This window comes from Stenotrophomonas sp. AGC87, from assembly GCF_057333975.1.
Window position 1 is genome coordinate 87,793 of record NZ_JBHFHW010000042.1, and the last position, 18,919, is coordinate 106,711.

Annotated in this window: 17 protein-coding genes; 5 read left to right on the top strand and 12 right to left on the bottom strand. The window is 66.7% G+C overall.

Annotated features, from left to right (window positions below; all coding sequences use genetic code 11):
- Nucleotides 1–122 precede the first annotated feature (122 nt).
- Genes ACE026_RS17560 through ACE026_RS17575 form a run of 4 tightly spaced genes read right to left on the bottom strand, consistent with a single transcriptional unit; the run spans nucleotide 123 to nucleotide 6,377 of the window.
- Nucleotides 123–1,454, bottom strand: a complete 1,332-nt coding sequence (locus ACE026_RS17560; RefSeq protein WP_486040079.1) for a peptide MFS transporter — start codon at nucleotides 1,452–1,454, stop codon at nucleotides 123–125.
- Between the two features lie 19 nt (nucleotides 1,455–1,473).
- Nucleotides 1,474–3,474 carry a serine hydrolase domain-containing protein gene (locus ACE026_RS17565; protein ID WP_486040080.1) on the bottom strand — a complete coding sequence of 667 codons (2,001 nt, stop codon included), beginning with the start codon at nucleotides 3,472–3,474 and terminating at the stop codon, nucleotides 1,474–1,476.
- Complete coding sequence (locus ACE026_RS17570) at nucleotides 3,471–4,469, bottom strand: dipeptide epimerase (RefSeq protein ID WP_486040082.1); 999 nt, start codon at nucleotides 4,467–4,469, stop codon at nucleotides 3,471–3,473. Before ACE026_RS17570 ends, ACE026_RS17565 begins: the two co-directional genes overlap by 4 nt.
- Nucleotides 4,470–4,502: 33 nt before the next feature.
- Nucleotides 4,503–6,377: a serine hydrolase domain-containing protein gene (locus ACE026_RS17575; protein WP_486040084.1), complete on the bottom strand. Its 1,875-nt coding sequence runs from the start codon at nucleotides 6,375–6,377 to the stop codon at nucleotides 4,503–4,505.
- A 389-nt stretch (nucleotides 6,378–6,766) separates the two neighbouring features.
- Here ACE026_RS17575 and ACE026_RS17580 point away from each other — a divergent pair, with 389 nt between their 5' ends.
- Entirely contained in the window at nucleotides 6,767–7,402 is a 636-nt protein-coding gene (locus ACE026_RS17580) for a helix-turn-helix domain-containing protein (RefSeq protein WP_486040086.1), read from the top strand.
- 90 nt (nucleotides 7,403–7,492) lie between these two features.
- On the opposite strand, the gene ACE026_RS17585 is transcribed toward ACE026_RS17580, so the two are convergent.
- On the bottom strand, nucleotides 7,493–7,954 hold the full coding sequence (locus tag ACE026_RS17585) for an SRPBCC family protein (RefSeq protein ID WP_486040088.1): 462 nt from the start codon (nucleotides 7,952–7,954) through the stop codon (nucleotides 7,493–7,495).
- A 2-nt stretch (nucleotides 7,955–7,956) separates the two neighbouring features.
- Complete coding sequence (locus ACE026_RS17590; RefSeq protein ID WP_486040090.1) at nucleotides 7,957–8,271, bottom strand: ArsR/SmtB family transcription factor; 315 nt, start codon at nucleotides 8,269–8,271, stop codon at nucleotides 7,957–7,959.
- 13 nt (nucleotides 8,272–8,284) lie between these two features.
- Here ACE026_RS17590 and ACE026_RS17595 point away from each other — a divergent pair, with 13 nt between their 5' ends.
- On the top strand, nucleotides 8,285–8,737 hold the full coding sequence (locus ACE026_RS17595; RefSeq protein WP_486040411.1) for a TetR family transcriptional regulator C-terminal domain-containing protein: 453 nt from the start codon (nucleotides 8,285–8,287) through the stop codon (nucleotides 8,735–8,737).
- Between the two features lie 161 nt (nucleotides 8,738–8,898).
- Here ACE026_RS17595 and ACE026_RS17600 read toward each other — a convergent pair whose 3' ends face one another.
- The 4 genes from ACE026_RS17600 to ACE026_RS17615 form a co-directional block, all read right to left on the bottom strand.
- Complete coding sequence (locus ACE026_RS17600) at nucleotides 8,899–12,018, bottom strand: galactose-binding domain-containing protein (protein ID WP_486040092.1); 3,120 nt, start codon at nucleotides 12,016–12,018, stop codon at nucleotides 8,899–8,901.
- 165 nt (nucleotides 12,019–12,183) lie between these two features.
- The gene (locus ACE026_RS17605) at nucleotides 12,184–13,077 is read right to left on the bottom strand and encodes an SDR family NAD(P)-dependent oxidoreductase (RefSeq protein WP_486040094.1); all 894 of its coding nucleotides are present in this window, start codon (nucleotides 13,075–13,077) and stop codon (nucleotides 12,184–12,186) included.
- A gap of 44 nt (nucleotides 13,078–13,121) precedes the next feature.
- On the bottom strand, nucleotides 13,122–13,652 hold the full coding sequence (locus tag ACE026_RS17610; RefSeq protein ID WP_486040095.1) for a hypothetical protein: 531 nt from the start codon (nucleotides 13,650–13,652) through the stop codon (nucleotides 13,122–13,124).
- A gap of 10 nt (nucleotides 13,653–13,662) precedes the next feature.
- Nucleotides 13,663–14,400, bottom strand: coding sequence for an SDR family oxidoreductase (locus ACE026_RS17615; protein WP_486040096.1), 738 nt, complete (start codon nucleotides 14,398–14,400; stop codon nucleotides 13,663–13,665).
- Nucleotides 14,401–14,513: 113 nt separating this feature from the next.
- Here ACE026_RS17615 and ACE026_RS17620 point away from each other — a divergent pair, with 113 nt between their 5' ends.
- Nucleotides 14,514–15,419, top strand: a complete 906-nt coding sequence (locus ACE026_RS17620) for a LysR family transcriptional regulator (RefSeq protein ID WP_486040098.1) — start codon at nucleotides 14,514–14,516, stop codon at nucleotides 15,417–15,419.
- Nucleotides 15,420–15,648: 229 nt separating this feature from the next.
- Nucleotides 15,649–15,846, top strand: a complete 198-nt coding sequence (locus ACE026_RS17625; RefSeq protein ID WP_486040100.1) for a hypothetical protein — start codon at nucleotides 15,649–15,651, stop codon at nucleotides 15,844–15,846.
- A gap of 9 nt (nucleotides 15,847–15,855) precedes the next feature.
- Here ACE026_RS17625 and ACE026_RS17630 read toward each other — a convergent pair whose 3' ends face one another.
- Together ACE026_RS17630 and ACE026_RS17635 are read right to left on the bottom strand one after the other, a co-directional pair.
- Complete coding sequence (locus tag ACE026_RS17630) at nucleotides 15,856–17,163, bottom strand: type II toxin-antitoxin system HipA family toxin (RefSeq protein ID WP_486040102.1); 1,308 nt, start codon at nucleotides 17,161–17,163, stop codon at nucleotides 15,856–15,858.
- Nucleotides 17,160–17,510: a helix-turn-helix domain-containing protein gene (locus ACE026_RS17635; RefSeq protein WP_486040103.1), complete on the bottom strand. Its 351-nt coding sequence runs from the start codon at nucleotides 17,508–17,510 to the stop codon at nucleotides 17,160–17,162. The genes ACE026_RS17630 and ACE026_RS17635 overlap by 4 nt, the downstream gene beginning before the upstream one ends.
- Before the next feature lie 233 nt (nucleotides 17,511–17,743).
- On the opposite strand from ACE026_RS17635, the gene ACE026_RS17640 reads away from it, so the two are divergent.
- Nucleotides 17,744–18,910 carry a nucleotide sugar dehydrogenase gene (locus tag ACE026_RS17640; RefSeq protein ID WP_486040105.1) on the top strand — a complete coding sequence of 389 codons (1,167 nt, stop codon included), beginning with the start codon at nucleotides 17,744–17,746 and terminating at the stop codon, nucleotides 18,908–18,910.
- Nucleotides 18,911–18,919: the final 9 nt, after the last annotated feature.

Consider the following 18,919-nt stretch of genomic DNA (forward strand, 5'->3'; position numbering starts at 1 on the left):
TCAGCGGATGCCGAACTGCGTTGTCGGGTGTTCTGATCTGTCCCGGGGGCGTACGCCGGGAAACGGGTTGCGATCGACCGCGATCGTCGTCGCGGCCGATGGCCATGCTCAACGCTGCGGGCTCAACCCGATGTCACGGCACCGTCGGCCGGGGCGGCATTCTGTGGTGCAGGTGCAGCATTGCCGGCGAGCAACGGCCGGGCACGTCGCTCCAGGCGCAGCAGCAGCATCGCAACAAGCATGCAGGTGCCGGCCATCAACGAGAAGAACACCGCACTGGAAAGCGTTGACCACAGCGTGCCGACCGCGCCGGCCAGCAGGTTGCCGCCAAACGAGGCCAGGAACCAGAACGCGATGATCGTGGCACCAAAGCCAACCGGTGCCAGCCGTGCGAACAGGCCCAGCCCCACCGGCAGGATGAAGAGCTCGCCGAAGGTGAAGATCGCAAAGAACAGGACGGCCCACAGCCAGCCAACCTTGGCCGACGGTTCACCGCCCAGCATCGCCACCAGTGCAAAGGACAGGCCGACCACCGAAGCACCGATCGCCATCTTGGTCAGTGCGGCCGGCTCGCGACCGTTCCGGGCCTGGCGGGTCCAGTGCTGCACCAGCATCGGCGTGATCAGGAACACCAGCAGGGGGTTGAGCGAGAAGAACCAGGTCATCGGCAGGGTGAAATCGGCTGTGAGCACGCGGTCCACGCCGGTATCGAGCCAGATCGCAATGGTGTTGCCGATCTGCTCGTAGGCCAGGCGGAACACCACGATCAAGCCGGCAATCATCGCCATCACCTGCAGCAGCGGGCGGTAGGCCGGCTGCCACAGGGCGGAGAAGGGCAGTGTGGCGCGCTCGCTGCGCGGCGGGTCCGGCGGCAGATGGCGGCGGCCGGTGATGTAGATCACCAGGCCGAGCAGCATGCCGATGCCGGCCGCGGAAAAGCCAACGTGCCAGCCATACACCTCACCCAGCGTGCCGCAGATCAGCGGGGCGAGAAACGCACCGAGGTTGATGCCCACGTAGTACACATTGAACGCCGAGCCACGGCGAGGATCATCGCGCTGGTACAGATCGCCGACCTGGCCGGGCAGGGTCGGCAGGAACAGGCCGTTGCCGAGCACGATCGCCAGCAACGCCGGGTACAGCAGCGCATCGAAGGCCATCAGGAAGTGGCCGAACGCCATGATCGCCCCGCCCAGGATCACCGCACGCCGCTTGCCCAGCCAGCGATCGGCGAGCATGCCGCCGAACACCGGGCTGAGGTAGGCCAGCGCCGTGTACAGGCCATAGACCATCGAGGCCTGTTCCTGCGAGAACAGCAGCTGCTTGGTCATGTAATAGACCAGCAGCGCCCGCATGCCGTAGTAGGAGAACTTCTCCCACATCTCGGTGAGGAACAGGATGGTCAGGCCGGGCGGTTGCCCGAACCAGGCCTTGCGCGGTGCATCGAGGGTCATGGGGCAGGGCGTCCGGGGGTCAGATCTGCAGGCCGGTGCTGATCAGGCGCTGGGTAACGGCGACGAACGCCACCACCAGGCCTGCCAGTGCGACGACCCAGGCACCGTAGCGGCGCACGCGCGGCCAGCTGGCCGGCGCGCGGACGGCCACCCAGACCAGTGCGAGGGCGGCGATAACGCTGAGCCAGGACAACGCCTGCACCAGGATCAACGGCCCGTTGGTGTACGAGGAGATCGCGCCCGGGCCAGCGATCGATTTCACGTACAGCGCCCAGGCCACGACGGTGCCCAGCTGCGTGGTGATCGACAGCGTCTGCAGCCAGCGCAGGCCGCGGCGTTCTGCCGGCGCGCTGACACGGTAGTAGCGGCGCACGAACACGCCCCCGATGCGCAGCACGGCCGACAGCGTCAGCAACCCCAGCGCGACGAACAGCGCCGGGCGCAGCCACGCCGGCGAACGCCAGCCCGGAATCGGTTCAAAGCCGAACACCGAGGCGAACGGGCCACCGGAGAAGTACACCGGCCGGCCGTCCTTGACCTTCACTTCCAACAGGCCGCGGCCGTTTTCCTGCTGCCACAACCACGGCGACACCTCGCGCCAGCGCAGCAGCTGGCCGTTGAGGCCCTTCTGGCCATCGACGGTGATCGTGCCGTCCTCCTGCGGGTGCACACGGATCGGTGCGAACAGCGTCAGCATGCGCAGATACGAACTGTCCGAGCGACGCGTGCTCTGCCAGCTCGTCCCGGCCAGCGCAGCGGCGTGCTCGCGCGCCATCGCAGCATCGACGCCCGGGCCGGCACGTTCGATCGGCAGGGTCGGCAGGAAATTCTCGACGAAGCGCTCCCACACCTGGGCGCGCAGGGCAGAACCGGCCGCATCACGCCCCACGCTGTTGGTGGACACGAAGACGCCGATGTTGCGTTCCGGAATCATCCACAGCCACGAGTAGAAGAACAGCATCGTGCCGCCGTGCGAGCGCGTGTCGTAGCCGCCGGTGTCCGAGGCCATCCAGCCCAGGGCCATGCGCGGCAGATGCGGCAGGATCGCCGGCTGCGGGGTCAGCATCTGTGCGTTGGTCTCGGCGCGCATGATGCGCTGGCCGTCGAGCTCACCATGATTGAGCGTGGCCATCATGAAGCGTGCCATCGCCGAGCCGGAGGCATACAGACCGCCCACGCCCGGCGCGGTGTTCTTCTCGGCCGGGTAGCTTTTGCCCGAGCCCAGCAGATAGCCCTTGGCGGCGTGCGGCAGCAGCTCGGCCGGCAGCTTCTGTTCGAAGCTGGCGTACTGCATGTCCAGCGGCTGCAGGATGTGCTGCCTGGCGTAATCCTCGAAGCGCTGGCCGCTGACCCGCTCGACGATGTACGAGGCGATGCCGGTGGCGTAGTTGGAATACGCCGGCGTGGTGCCCGGTGCGGAGATCTGGTTGGGCACCCATTCCTTGAGGTAGTTGTCGCGGTTGGCCGGATGATCTGGGCCCAGCACGATCAGGTAGCGCATGCGCTCTTCCAGACCGCTGGTGTGGGTCATGATCTGGCGCAGCGTGATCGGCTCACCCTTGGCCGGGACCTTGATGTCCAGGTAGGTGTTGATGTCGGTGTCCAGGTCCAGCTTGCCCTGTTCCACCAGCTGCATCACCGCGGTCCAGACGAACAGCTTGGAGATCGAGCCCGGGCGGAACAGGGTGGTCTTGGGATCCACCGGCGTGCGCTTTTCAACATCGGAGAAGCCAAAGCCGCGCTCGGTGACGACCTTGCCGTTCTCGACCACCGTCACCACGGCGCCGGCGAGATCGCCCTGCGCCATCAGATAGGGCACCAGGCCATCCAGGAACGTATCGACGCGGGCCGCATCCAGGGTGCCGGTGGCAGCCGGTGCGGGCGTGATGGTGTCCGGCGTCTCGGCAGCCATAGGTGCGGCGGGCACCGCGACGGGCGTGGGTGCCTGCGCATGCAGCGGCGAGAACGCGGCGGTGGAGGCCAGCAGCAGGCCGGAGATCAGGGGGCGCCAGAGACTCATGCCTGCACTCCCTTGCCCCACACGGCATCTTCGCAATGCACCAGGCCCTCGTCGTAACGCAGGCCTGGCACGCGGTCGTCGCGCAGGAACAGCGGGCCATCCAGATCCACCACGTCGCAATGCTGGCCCACGATGAAGGCCGGACCCATCGCCCAGCTGCTGCCGATCATGTTGCCGACCATCACCTGCATGCCCAACGAGCGTGCCTTGCCGACCATCGCCAGGCTTTCGGTGAGGCCGCCGGCCTTGTCGAGCTTGATGTTGATGACGTCGAACAGGCCTGCCAGCGCTTCGATCTCGGAAACGTCCTGCACACTCTCGTCGGCGGCGAACGGCAGCGGCCGCGCAAAGCCCTTGAGCTCGGCTTCGCGACCGCGCGGCAGCGGCTGCTCCAGCAGCTTGATGTCGTTCTCCAGCAGCACCGGAATCAGCGCATCGAGCACATCCACGCTGTAGCCCTGGTTGGCGTCCACACCCATCCACACATCCGGGCGCACTTTGCGCACCGCGCGCACGCGCTCGATGTCGATATCCAGGTCACCGCTGAGCTTGAGCTTGAGTGCCTTGGCCGGCGCATAGCGGCCGGTGGCGATCGACTGCATCGTCGCCGGGTCATCGGCGCCGAGCGTCCAGGTGGTCAGCAGCGGCCGGGTCTGCGAGAGCCCGGCCAGTGCCCAGGCATGCTTGCCGGTGCGGCTTGCTTCCAGATCCCATAGCGCGCAGTCCAGCGCGTTGCGCGCACCGCCGCGGGGCAGCAACTGCTGCAGTTCGGCACGGGTGATGCCGGCTTCGATTCGCGCACGCAGCAGTTCCAGCGTGGCCAGCATCTGCTCGGGCGTGTCATTGAAGTAGTACACGCCGCTGGCTTCGCCACGGCCGCGATGGCCGTCCTCTTCCAGTTCCACGCGCAGTACCGGCGCGTTTTCGAACACATAACCGCTGATCCGGAACGGGGCCAGCAACGCAAGCGAGTCGATCTGCAGGGTCAGTTTCACAGGATGTCTCCAGCCCCATGGCGGGGCCATGGGTCAGTAGTTGAGAGCGAAGTCGGCCAGGCCCATCAGGACCAGGGCGTAAGCGAGCACGCAGGCCGACAGCAGCAGCAGCGCGGCCCACAGGCGCGCCAGCCAGCCGCGTCCAGCGCGGACCGTCTGCACCAGGTTCCAGGCCGTTGCGCCGATCCCGCCGATGATCGCGATCACCGTGGCGATGCCCAGCCCGATCACCGCCGGATCCAGACGATCATCCAGGCGCGCGAAATCGGCCGACGCCCAGGCCATCACGGCCATCGCGGCGGCAGGCACCAGCAGCAGGAGCCAGCAGGCGGCGCGGCTCAGGCGATAGGCCAGCACGGTGCTGCGCGGCCAGCCCAGCACGCGGCCATGGCGGCGGCGGACGAACGCGGCGATCGGCCACGCCAGCGCGGCCAGGGCCAACACCGCCACAGCAGCGGTCAGCAACGGCTTGAGCCACAGCGCCGAGCGGTAGCCTTCCGCGGCCAGGAACACGTTGAACGGGGAGGACGAATCCACCGCGAAGCCGACCGGCGTGCCGTCCTTGAGGATGGCGGCCAGGCGCAGTTCGCTGTTGTTCGCCTGCCACAGCCACGGGCCGATCGGCTTGAAGGTGGTCGGCTGCCCGTTGGGCTGCTTCAGGCGCGGCAAGCGCAGGCTGCCATCGTCGAGGGCTTCCAGACGCGTCTGGGTGAGGATGCCGGTACGGCCGATGCCGGTCTCGGCGCGACGCGAATCGAGGTAGCTCGGTGCCGCCAGCTGGCGTGCCTGCGCCTTGGCCAGCACCGCGTCGACGGCCGCCGCCGGGGCCGGGGCATCCGCTGGGAAGTAGCGGTCAGCGAAGTTCTCCAGCAGTTCACGCCGGATCGGGCCGGTGATGCCATTGGCGCCAGCGCTGTTGAGCGAGACGAACAGGCCGACATCGTGATCGCGGAACAGGAACAGCTGCGAGTGGAACGAGTAGGTGTCACCGGCGTGCGACACCACGCGCTGGCCGTTGACATCGATCTCGTAGAAGCCGAGCGCCATGGTGTTCAGCGGCGGCGCGAAGCGGGTCTGCGGTGTCAGCATCAGCTGGCTGGTCGCCGCCTTCAAAATGGCGGTGTCGTGACCGCCGGCGGCACTGAGGTGCGCGATCATGAAGCGCGCCATGTCGCTGCCGGTGGCCGACAGCGCACCGGCAGGCGCGGACGGGGTCACTTCGAACTCACGCGGCTTGCCTGATCCCAAGGCATAGCCCTTGGTGACCAGGGCACGCAGCGCCGGCGGCAACGGCTGGCGGAAGCTGGCGTGCTGCATCTGCAGCGGCACGAAGATGTGCTGCTCGACATACTCGGCGAAGGGCTGGCCTGACACGCGCTCGACGATGTAGCCAGCCAGGCTGGTGCCGTAGTTCGAGTACGCCGGCACGGTGCCCGGCGGGAAGATCTGCGCCGGCACGCGGCGCTTGAGGTACGGCCCCAGTTCGATGCCACCGGCTTCGGCGACCGCCTCGCTGGTCCACATGTACTTGATGTTGGCCTCGAAGCCACCGGTGTGCGTCATCAGCTGGCGCAGCGTGATCGGCAGGCCGCGTTCGGGCACCTTGAAATCCAAGTACTGGTTGATGTCCGCGTCCAGATCCAGTTTGCCGGCTTCCACCAGCTGCATCACCGCGGTCCAGGTCATCAGCTTGGAGACCGAGGCCATCCGGAACAGCGTGCGGTCCGGATCCACCGGCGTCTGCTTGGCCACATCGGAGACGCCGTAGCCGCGGCGGACCAGGATCTTGCCGTCCTTGACCACCGTGACCACCGCACCGGCGATATCGCCCCGCGCGATGGCATACGGCATGAAGCCATCCAGCCAGGTGGTCGCATCATCGGCGGTCAGCCGGGCAACGGAATCCACGCCGGCAGGCGGTGTTGGCGCCTGGGGTGGGGAGGGTGGCCGCTGTGCGTCGGCCTGGAAAGACAGCAACAGCCCACAGCACAAGCCGACAAGCCCTGACAACGCACGCATGTGACGATCCCCTTCAAACCATCTCAATCAGACAACAATATTCCTGATCAGAGAAATGTCAAATGCGCGTGATCGTGGTTGGATCGCGCCAACCGGGATGAATGTGTCGTTTGGACGCCCTGCGCAGGCCGTTCTTCGGGCAATGAGAACGTTTTCAGGGCGCAGAGTAGCGCTTAAGGCGGCGAACGCGACAAGAAAGCATCCTGATCAGGATGGCATTCATCTCTACGTAGTATCGTATCGGCAACTTCACCAGCAATAGCCCAAAGGTCCTGTCGATGAGCCCCAAAAGCCCGACGCTCGGAACCCTGCTGCGCGGTCTGCGCACCCGCCAGGGATGGACGCTCAAGGAAATGAGCGAGCACACCGAAATTCCGCTGTCCACGTTGTCCAAGATCGAGCATGACCGCTTGACCTTGACCTACGACAAGCTTCAGCACCTGTCCCAGCGCTTGAACCTGCGCATGTCCGAGCTGTTCTCCGAGCCGGAGACCGACAGCGCGCCCAAGCCGGTCACCGCGCGGCGCAGCCTCGGCTCGCTCGACAAAGCGCTGCGGGTGCAGACCGACAACTACGATTACTACTACCTGTGCACCGAACTGCGACGCAAGCGGATGATCCCGATCCTCACCAAGGTGCGGGCCAAGACCACCGCCGAGTTCGGTGAGCTGGTCCGCCACCCGGGCGAGGAGTACGTGCACGTGATGGAAGGCCGCATCCAGGTCCACACCGAGTTCTACGATCCGGTGGTATTGGAAACCGGGCAGGGCATCTACATCGACAGCCAGATGGGCCACGCCTACATCGTCGATACCGGCTGCGAGGAAGCGGTACTGCTGGCCGTCTGTGCCAGTGCGGACGAGGATCTGATGGAATCGCTGATCACCCTGCATGAGCAGGAGGGTGGGGTTTGATCATGGCGCGGCGCACGGCGCGCCGTTGCCAGCATAGTTAACGGAACAGGGCGCCTCGGGCGCCCTTTTTCTGTGACGTTCCTGCGCCGCTCAGGGCAGCGGCCTGGCGAATACATCCATTCCTTTGCCGGTTTCAAGCAGCGATTTCAGGCTGGACAGCACCAGCGGCCAGCCGCTCCGGATGCCGCTGTCCATGCTGCTGCCCGGTTCCAGGTCGTCGTGCGTCACGGTGAGCCGCACCATGCCGTCATACGGCACGATATCGAAGGTCACCCTGCTGTACCGCTGCGGGTCGTCCGCCTGCGATGCCGCCGCCCAGGTGATGACCAGGCGCGAGGGCGGGGTGCTTTCAACCACCTCGCCGACCAGCTCGACCTGCCGCGTCTCGTTGGCCCGCACGTGCTGCCAGCGCGAACCGGGCGTCCAGTCCGATACGTTCTCGTGGCCCCAGTAGGTGCGGGCGATCTCCGGCCGGGTGATGGCGTCGAACACTTTCTCGGCGCTGGAGGCGATATAGATCACATGGATGAAGCGTGTGGACGCTGTGGACATGGTCATTCTCCTTCGAGTTCCTTTTTCAGGTCATGCAGCAGGCTGAGCCGTTGGTGCTCGAACTTGCGTACCCACCGCTCGTAAACCTCATGCAAGGGCACGGGGTTGATGAAGTGCAGCTTTTCGCGGCCGCGCCTGACCGTACTGATCAGGTTGGCGTCTTCCAGCAGGCCCAGGTGTTGGGTGACCGATTGCCGCGCCATCTCCAGGTGCGTACACAGCTGCCCCAAAGACTGGCCATTGGTCTCGCAGAGCGCATCCAGCAGTTTTCGCCGGGCCGGATCGCCCAATGCCTTGAACACCTTGTCTGCGTCCATTCCGGTTTCCGTCATTGCTGTCACCACGACCGATAATGTGCAGGTAAATACCTGCATGTCAAGTCGCGCCGAGGCGCGCGAGGGCTTGGCTATTCTGGACCGTCAACTGGCCGATCCTTTGGGTGAACTCAACGCCTACGTGGACTACTGGTCCAGCTGCATCCGTGGCGGTACCTCTTCGTTCTGCATCTGCGCGATGCTCGCCGCGGAGTTGCCCCTGCTGCCGGCGGAGATCGTGGACGAGGTGCGCGGGCACTTCGACGATCTGACCGGCTGGCTGACCATGGTGCTGGAGAAGGGGGCCGCGCACGGGCAATTCCGCCTTCAGAGACCGGCTGCCGACGAGGCGCGCGCTTTCATGGCCTCGGTGCATGGAGCGATGTTGGCCGCGCGGGGCTTCGCTGATCCCGGCACCTTCCAGACCCTGGGTGCATTGTCCATCGCCCGGCTGACCCGCGCAGCCTGACAGCAAAAGGAAGACCGCTTGAATCGGGTCTTCCCTTCGCGTACCGCTCTCGCATCCGATCGCGCAGGCACCGATGGCGCCGGTGGTACTCGGCACGCTGCTGGTGTGGCTGGTGCTGTTCGTCATCGGCTTTGGAGTTCAGTGCTGGCGGATGTCCTCGATCACCACGTCGCCTCCAGCCGACGGAACGGCGCCTCGAGCAGCACGCCCCGTGCGTCGTAGTCAGTGACGTTGTGCCCATCCACCTGCACGGACGCCGGGCGCGTCCGGCTCGGCCACCACACGCGCAGCGCGGTGTCCTTGCGCAGGCCCTTGCCCAGCGTGACCTGTAGCGTGCCATCGCGCTGCCGGGCCTGCAGCGCCAAGGTGCCATAGGCGGTCGGCAGGCGATCCACCGCCAGCCCGTCACCAACCAGCCACGACGGCGGGGTGCCCGGCAGCAGTGACAGCGCGTCATCGTCCTCGCGCATGAGCATCCCCAACAGCGTGCGCCCGTACTCCGCACCGATCCAGGTATGCGGCATGTCGCCCAGGTAGCGCGGGAAGCGCAAGCGCGAATGCACCACCTCGGCCAGCACCTGCCATTCCAGCGGGCGGCGGTCGCGCAGCAGGCCCTGCAGCAGTTCGTCGGCGGCCTCGGGCTGGTCCAGATGCACGTAGCTCAGCACGTTGCGGATTTCATACGGCGTGTAGGCGTACAACGCGCCCGGCTCGCCGCGCTTGCGCACATCCTGCAGATACCGCGCGAACGTGGTGCGCAGTGCGTCCGCCGGCAGCACATCCTGCGCGCCGGTGGGGTCGAGCGCGATCGAGACGCCGGTCGGGTCGCCGTCACCGAGGTCGGCCGAGGAGGGGATGAAGTCGATGCCCTTCCACGCCATCGTGGCGCGGATCGAAGCAGCCAGCGCATCGTGCAGGGCGATGTACTGTTCGCGCGCCCATGCGGCAGTTTCGTGATCGCCGAGCGACTCGGCCAACCACGCGCCGTCATGCCAGCCCTTCAGGCCCCAGTAGTCGTCCCAGTAGCTGTGCGTGGGCGACGGGTAGCCCTCGTGGCTGATCGATGGCGCGAGGATGCCGGCGAAACGCTCGGGCGCGGGCTGGCTGGCCATATAGCCCGGCACCAGCGTGCGCTCGCGCAGTTCCTGCAGGAAGCGCATCGCCGCTTTCACCTTGGGCAGATAGGCGCGCACCGAATCCGGGCCGCCATCCAGCCGTGCCACATCGGCGACCAGGGCGATGTACTGGCCCTGGCTGTCGTATTCGATATCCGAACCGAAGCCGGTGTTGACGCTGCCGTCGTCGTTGAGGATCGGCGAGACCAGGCCGTTGGCGTGCACGCCGTGCTCGCTGTACCAGGCCAGGTAGTCGCGCGCGACCTTGGATTCGCCCATGCGCAGCAGCACCGCCGAGGTGGCCATGCCGTCGCGGATGAAGGAGCGGTTGTAGTTGCGCGGGCCGGGCTGCATCGCCGGGCCGGTCTGGTTGATCAGCATGTAAGCGGCCTGCGCGCGCAGCATGTCCACCAATGAGGGATCAGGCAGGCGCAAGCCGACCTGGCCCAGGCGCGCCTGCCAATCGTCCGATGCACGTTTGGCCAGTGCGTCGTAGGCGGCATCGGGTGCACGCGGAACGCCGGTCAGATCCGGCGCCGGGGCGTCGGGCAGGGCGCCATCCGCGGCCGAGGCGGCGGTCCCGAGCGGGAAGGCGACCACCACCGAGCGGCTGGCACCGGGTGCGAGCTGCACGCGGTAGGCCAGCGCTGCGGAGGCCAGGCCATCGGTATCGCGTGCCTGCGTGGCGGCGGGCAAGGTGCCGTTGGCGATCGCTGCGGTGATCTCGCTGCTGCCGTCCGGGCCGAATGGTGCCGCGCCGGCAGTATCCACCGGCGTCAGCGACTGCAGCAGGGCGCGACCATTGATGCGTACGCGTTGCCCCTCGATGGCGACCTCGCGGATCGGTGAGAGGCCACCGTTCTGCCACGGCGGATTCATCTGCATCGGCCGCACCGCCAGGGTCAGGGTGCCGTCGACGGGCGCACTGCCGGTGTTGCGCAGGCGGTGACGCACGAAGGTGACCGGCTGGCCATCGAGCTCGACGGCGAATGCCTCGCTCTGCAGTTCAAGCTCGGGTTGTGGCGACCACGTCGCCGAGGGCATCGGCTTCCAGCCATCGCGCAGTGCGTGCTGGACCGGTTGGTCGGCAGCGCCTGCGGCCACACCGTCGGCATTGCGCCAGATCGGCTGCACCAGCGGCGCGCCCTTGAAGGCCTCGATGTTGCCGTACTCGTCAAAAATCGATTTCTGCCGGCCGGCATGGATGCCGACCGCAGTCCAGTAGGTCTGCTGCATGTGCAGCGAGGCCGGGAACAACGCGCGCTGCGCGCCACTGGCGGCGATCTGGTAGCGCTTCATCGGCGTCATCACCGCCTTCGGCCCCAGCAGGCGCAGGCGGTCGACCTGTGGCGCGTCGCCCTCCACCGTCAGCCGCAGCGCCGTGGCGGTCACGGCCGCAGTGCCGGCCAGCCAACTCTGCTGGCGTGCACCGGCCTGCGGATCGCGCGCAAGCTCCACCCAGCTACCCTGCGCATCACGTGCCTGCAGCCGTGTGGCGCCATGCGCGCCTGTCCAGTCCACGGCCAGGCCGGTGGTAGCCACGGCACGCGGCAAGGTGATCTCAAGCGTGTGCGTACCGTCCTTGCCACGTGGAATCGTGACCGCGCTGCCGCCTTGCCACAGCGCCGCGGCCTGGGCTGCATCCACCCCGGCCACGCGCGCACTGGTGGTGCTGTCCAACGGCTCCAGTTCGAAGATCGACACGCCCCAGTCCGACGTGCGCTCCGGGCTCGCCAGGCGGAGGTAGCGGGCCTGGCGCGGCGCGAAGTAAAGCGTCTCGATACCGCCGAGCGAATCGCGCATGGTGTAAGCCGGCTGCCACTGCTGGCCGTCCAGCGAGGTCTGCAGGCTGTAGCCCTCGGGATTGGAAACGTCCCAGGTGATCTGCGCGCCGCTGAGCGTGCTCGGCGTGCCCAGATCCACCTGGAACCAGTGCCCGGGGCTGAAGGCGCCGCCGGTCACCGTCTTCGGGTCGCCATCGATCAGGTGGCTGACCGCCATCGCCGGCACCTGCTGCGAGGAACTGCTGGCCTGCCACTGGCTGCGCGGCGGCAGGGTCTGGGCGGCGGCGCCGAAGCTCAGCGCGAGCGCGGAGAAGAGCAGGGTACCGGCCATGACGCGGCGCGGCCGGTGCACAACAGTCGAACGGTCAGCATGCAGCCCCATCAATGCGCTCCTGATCTGAAACGACCCCGACGGCGGGGTGGAGGTCACGCTAGCAGGGGCTGTAACCGTTTACATGACGCGTCGCAATACTGAACAGGCGTGTCGTCCAGGCTGAAACGGCACGGGCACCCGCAGGTGCCCGTGATGGTGCGTCACACAGTCATGTCAGGCGCGCGGCGAGAGCAGGTCGGAAAGGCCGATCGTCCTGTACATCTCGGTGCGCATCCGGTCGGCTACACCATTGACCACTTCGGCACCGTCCTGCGACGGATCCACATGCACGCGGAACGGGCGCTTGCCATGCGGCAGGCCGACCACACGCACGATCTCGCGCGCGACCTGCTCGGGGTCGGCATCGGCCGGCTCCAGGCTGGCCAGGCCCTGCAGTGCCTGCTGGGCAACGCCGGCATACGGACCGTTCTCGTATTCGGCGGCGATGTCGGCATCCTCCGGCGTGCCCGAATGCGCGAAATGATTGGTGCCCTGGGTGAACGCGCCCGGCACCATGATCGTGGTCTCGATGCCCCAGCGCGCCAGTTCGGTTGAGTACGCCACCGCCAACGCATCCATCGCGGCCTTCGCAGCGAAGTAGGGCGCGAGAAATGGCGGTGTGCCCCCGCGCGTGGAGGACGATCCGACCCACAGCAGCAGACCCCTGCCGCGCCCGCGCAGGAAGGGCAGCGCGGCACGATTGACCCGCTGCGTACCGAGTACGTTGACGTCGTACTGCTGCATCAACTGCTCAGGCGTGAACGCCTCGGCCGGTCCAAACACCATGTGCCCGGCGTTGTGGATGATCACATCGAGCGTGCCCGCCTCGGCGAGTACCTGTGCAATGGCAGCGTTGCTGGAAGCCTCGGACTGCACGTCCAGTTCAACGGTGCGCAGGTCGGCGCGCTGCTGCGCGGCCCACGCGGCGATCTCGGCAACGCGTGCGGCATTGCGTCCGCCGATGTCGCGCATCGAGGCGTAGACGGTGTGACCGGCCTGGGCCAGGGCTTTGGCGCTCATCAGGCCGAAGCCGGAGGACGCGCCGGTGACAAGGATGGTGTGCGGCATGGGAATCTCCAGGTTGAAAAGGGGGCGGCAAGGGAGAAGGACAACTAGGGGGTGAGAGGGCGCGTGCTGTCGCGCAGGCGGCGGTAGAGCACGCGACCGGCATCCAGGTGGGGGGTGAAATCGAAGCCCTGGGCCAGCATCGCGTCCATGTCCTGCGCGGGAATCTGCATGACGTAGCTGTGGTCGTTGGCGACCAGTTCGAACGCCTCCGGGCCGAGCGACGCAGCGCTGAACCATTTGCCGGCATCGGCATGTCCGCTGCGCAGTACCTGGCCGCGGTAATGCAGTTCCCAGCCGCCATCCAGCAACACCCAGACGTCATCGCGGCCCTCGGCGGTAGCGTTGCCGAGGATGGGGGCGCCGGCACTCACCTCCCATTCCCGCGAATGGTCGATCACGTGGCGCAGCTGCGCGGTGGTCAACGCGGTGAAGAACGGGGTGTTGCGCAGCAGGTGCAGATAGGTGATGGACGGCTTCATGGCGGGGTGTGGCGAGGGAGTGCGCGCTTCGCACGATGCCGTCATGACGGTCGCGCAGAGCAGGGGCAGCAGCACGGCCAGGTGGCGGGGCGACATCCGGGCGACCTCAGGCCACGCCGCCGTTGGCGCGCAGGGTCTGGCCATTGACCCAGCCGCCGTCCGGCCCGGCGAGGAAGGCAACCACGCCGGCGATATCGTCCGGCTGGCCGAGGCGTTCCAACGGCGGCATCCGCGCGAAGGTGTTGATCTGCTCTTCGGTCTTGCCGTCGAGGAACAGTGCGGTCGCGACCGGGCCCGGGGCCACCGCGTTGACGGTGATCGCGCGGCCGCGCAGCTCCTTGGCGAAGACGTGGGTGAACGCTTCCACCGCGGCCTTGGTGCCGTTGTAGATCGCATAGCCCGGCAGATTCAGGGCCAGCGTGGTGCTGGACAGATTGATGATGCGGCCGCCGTCGTTGAGGCGCGTTGCCGCTTCGCGCAGGGTGTTGAACACGCCCTGGGTGTTGATCGCGAAGTTCTGCAGATACAGCGCGTCGCTGGTCTGCGCCAGCGGGGCGGTCTTGAGGATGCCGGCGTTGTTGACCAGCACATCGATGCGGCCCAGCTGCTGTTCAACCGTGGTGAACATCGCGCCGACCTGATCGGCCTGGGAGACATCGGCCTGGATCGCGATGGCGGACGCACCGTCGCGGGTCAACTCGGCGACGAGCGCATCGGCCTCGGCGGTGTTGGAGGCGTAGTTGAGGGCGACGGCGAAGCCATCGGCGGCCAGGCGCCGGGCGATGGCGGCGCCGATGCCGCGGGAGGCGCCGGTGATCAGGGCGACGCGGGAGGGGGTGGACATGGCGGGGTTTCCTTCAGTGGTGGGCACGGAAGGAAGGATGGATCATTCGGCGGCAGGGATAATCCTGCTAAAGTTGCGATCACAATTCCAGTTGCATCAACAATCGATCAATCATGGACCGCTTCCAGGAAATGCAGGTCTTCGTCCGGATCGCCGAACGCCAGAGCTTCACCCTGGCGGCCGAGGATCTGCAGATTCCGCGCGCCACGGTGACCAACCTGATCAAGCGGCTGGAGCAGCGCATCGGGGTGCGGCTGCTGGAACGCACCACCCGCCAGGTGCGCATGACCCATGACGGCGAGGCTTACTACCATCGCTGCGTGCGGTTGCTGACCGATCTGGAAGAAACCGAAAGCGCCTTCCGTGATGCCCCGCCCAAGGGGCTGCTGCGGGTCAATCTGCAGGGCACGCTGGCCCGGCACGTGGTGATGCCGGCCATGGGCGACTTTCTTGCACGCTATCCCGGCATCACCCTGCACGTGGGCGAGGACGACCGCTTGGTGGATCTGGTCCGCGAGGGCGTGGACTGCGTGCTGCGCGCGGGCGTTCTGCAGGACTCGTCGTTGATCGGCCGGCAGGTCGCGCTGCTGGAGCAGGTCACTGTCGCCAGCCCTGCGTATCTGGCGCGCGAGGGTATGCCGACCCGCCTGGACGATCTCGCGCAGCACTACGCGGTCGATTACGGCCCCGGCGGCGCGCACTCGGCAGGCCTGGATTTCCTGCTTGATGGCGACGTGGTGGAGCGGCAGCTGCAGTCGCGCATCTCGGTGACGGGCGCTGACCTGTATACCGGCGCGGCGCTCTCGGGGCTGGGCTTGATCCAGGTGCCGCGCTATCGCATTGCGCAGGCGCTTGCCGAGGATCAGCTGCGCATCGTGCTCGCGGATCACCCGCCACCGCCGATGCCGGTGTCCGTGCTGTATCCGCAGAACCGGCAACTGTCCGCGCGCGTGCGCGTGTTCGCGCAGTGGCTGGCCGCGTTGTTCGAACGCGCTGCGGGCACCGCAGCATCCCCCTGACAGCGGATCGTCATGCCACCGCCGCCGCGATCTGTTCGCGCAGCCAGCATCGGTCGAAGGAGGCGACAACGCCCTGTCACCCGTTATCGCTTTCGTGATGCACTGCGCTGGGCGGTACGGGACCGGTCTGCGATAGCGCTCTCGCGCGGGCATCGGTGGGCGTTGGGGGCGCGAGCAGCCGCCGGGGTTCGCGGAGGGCTACGGGCCGGTCACGGTGGATCCGCTGCGGGTGGCCTACTACCGTCACTGGCGGATCCTGCAGGACCTGCAGGACCTGCAGGAGTTCCATGATCTGCTGCTCGAGCCCGGCGCCACCGCCCGCCCACCTGCACAGCGGCGGCAGGCCCTGCGCTACATGGCCGAGCAGTTCGCGCCCGGCAACGTGGCCGATTGTGCGACCCGTGCGTGGCAGGCCGCGCAGGGCTGAGGCTGCAACTCACCGAATGTCCGTACGCAGGCTGCCGCGGATCTGATCGCGCCAGATCTCGGCAACGCCGGCCTCGTCGGCAAAGTGCGGCCAGCGCAGCACGCTTTGCCGGACCTGCTCAATGATGTCCCGGGCACGGCGGGCATTGATCGAGGCCGTCGCGGCACAGGCGGCCAGGTCGGCCACGTCGAACCCCTCGCGCTTGGCGTTGATCGACATCTGGTGCCGGGCCGTCCAGTCGCCGTCCGGGTTGTACGCCCAGGTGATGTCGAACGCAGGGGACAGCGACCATTGGCCCTGCCGGTCCATCAGGTAGGCGATGTTCTTGACGTGGTCGTCCTGGTTGCGTGCGATCACGTTGAACACCATCCGCCGGAACTGTTCCTCCAGCTGCGCCATGGGCAGGCGCAACTGACGCATGACCAGCAAGGCCTGCTCATAGGAGTAGGCAGTGGGATCATTGAAGTCGAAGTGGGCCATCGCCGCCAACGACTGCATGTGGCGCTTGCCCCCTGCATCGGTGCGGTCGAAGCGCTGGGTCATGAAGTGGCGGCGGCCGCCTTCCTCGAGCAGTCGGCACTCGCTGATCTGGATGCCTGCATCACGCGCCATCAGTGCGTAGGCGTACTCGACCACGCCGTAGCCCTTGGGGTCCGCCAGTTCCTTGTCGCGGTTGTTCTGCACGCCATCGAACTTGAGCAGCCAGTAGCTGAAGCCTGGCGCCGCCGCGGCCTGGCCCGATCGGACTTCGCCGGTGCCTTCGTTCCAGGCAATCACAGCCTTGGCCCGTGCGCCACCGGCCGAGGTACCCACGCGCAGAATGTCGCGCAGCGCATCCGCACGGTCTTCATCGCCGAACGAGGCGCGCAGGTTGTCGCGGTTGCTCAGGACCTCGGTGGCCAATGCAACCAGGGCATCGATCTGGATCTTGTGTGCCGTGCGGACGCGCGGCCCGTGCACAGGCGAGAACTCCAACGCCCCCATGCCGCGCGTGCCGGTGTAGCAGAGCCGCTCCACCGCATTGAAGCTGTCCGGGGTGCGGCCCTGGGTGGCCAGCCACGCGTTGATCAGGGTATTGCCGTACTTGTCCGGCAGGGCGTCGGCGAGCAGGCCGGGCAGGCCATGGAAGCCGGCTGGGTTGAGGGAGGGGAAACCGTAGATCCGATCCGCCGCGAGCGGCATGGTCAGTGGGGCGACCTCGATGCTGGACCGTGCGAAGGCCGGGTCGTAGGCAAATTGTGCGATCCGCTCGCCGTCGGCCAGCGTCACCGCACCGATCCGGCTGCCCCACAGGCGCACCTCGGCCGTGGTGCTCATTGCTCATCGCCCCAGGTCCACGGCTTGGCAGGTGCTGGCTCTGTCACTCCCGGTCGCGCGCGCTGGCGCGGGTGGCCGCGGCGCTTCAGCAGATCGATCGGATTGGGGCCGTCGCTGGGCAGCATCACGTCCAGCGCATCCAGCCTGCCGAGGGCGCGCAGGCATCGGATCAGGTTGGCCAGCTGGGCGGGCGTGCCGTCTTCCAGCCGTTGCACGGTGCGTTTGGAGACGCCCGCGGCATCGGCCAGCTGCTCCTGGGTGATGCCCTGGGAAAGCCGCACGCGGGCCAGACGTTGCCCCAGCTCAGCCAGGACAGCCTCGTCCGTCATCAGATGTGTAATCGTCATAAGGTGACCCTCCTGACGCTTTGTATCTCATTATTGCGTTAAAGCGTCAAGTTTGGCGGTTTACGGCATTTACGTATGATTCGATCAACGCGACAGATATGACGCGTTATGTCGTCCTATCTGGTTAAAGTGCCAAAAATGACGCGTAACGGGATACGTTCGTGGCGCTTGCTCCGCGGCGTTTGCTAAAATTCGCCGTTCGACTCTGGACGATGTACGCAGAAGGATCCTGAATGAAGATTGCGGTTGCCGGTACCGGCTATGTGGGCCTTTCCAACGCGGTGCTGCTCGCGCAGCATCACGAGGTGGTGGCGCTGGATATCGATCCGGCCAAGGTGGCGATGATCAATGCCCGCCAGTCGCCCATCGAAGATGCCGAGATCGAGGATTTCCTTGCCCATCGCGCGCTGAACCTCACCGCCACGCTGGATCCTGCGCAGGCCTATGAAGGCGCGGACTTCGTCATCGTCGCCACGCCGACGGATTACGACCCTACCTCGAACTACTTCAACACCGGCTCGGTCGAGGCAGTGATCGCCGATGTGGTGCGGATCCGTCCCTCGGCCGTCATCGTGATCAAGTCGACCGTGCCGGTCGGCTGCACGGCCGCGTTGCGGGCCAAGTTCAACACCGACAACATTCTGTTCTCGCCGGAGTTCCTCCGCGAAGGCCGCGCGCTGCATGACAACCTGCACCCCAGCCGGATCATCGTCGGCGAGCGTTCGGAGCGCGCGGCGGTGTTTGCCGAGCTGCTGAAAGAAGGTGCGATCAAAAAGGACGTGCCGGTGCTGTTCACCGACGCGACCGAGGCCGAGGCGATCAAGCTGTTCTCCAACACCTACCTGGCAATGCGGGTGGCGTACTTCAACGAACTGGATACCTACGCCAGTTCGCACGGGCTGGATACGCGCCAGATGATCGAAGGTGTCAGCCTGGATCCGCGCATCGGCGGCCATTACAACAACCCGTCCTTCGGCTACGGCGGTTACTGCCTGCCCAAGGACACCAAGCAATTGCTGGCCAACTACAGCAAGGTCCCGCAGAACCTGATCCACGCCATCGTCGAGTCCAACCGCACGCGCAAGGATTTCATCGCCGATGACATCGTGGCGCGCAACCCGAAGGTGGTGGGCATCTACCGGCTGGTGATGAAGGCCGGCTCGGACAACTTCCGCGCCTCGGCGGTGCAGGGCGTGATGAAGCGGATCAAGGCGAAGGGCATCGAGGTCATCGTGTACGAGCCGGTGCTGACCGAGCCGACCTTCTACCGCTCCCGCGTGGTCAATGATTTCGCCGCGTTCCTGGCCGAGGCGGACATCATCGTCGCCAACCGGCTGACGCCGGAGCTGGAGGGCGTGGCCCACAAGGTCTACACCCGCGATCTGTTCGGCTCGGATTGATGCCCGGGG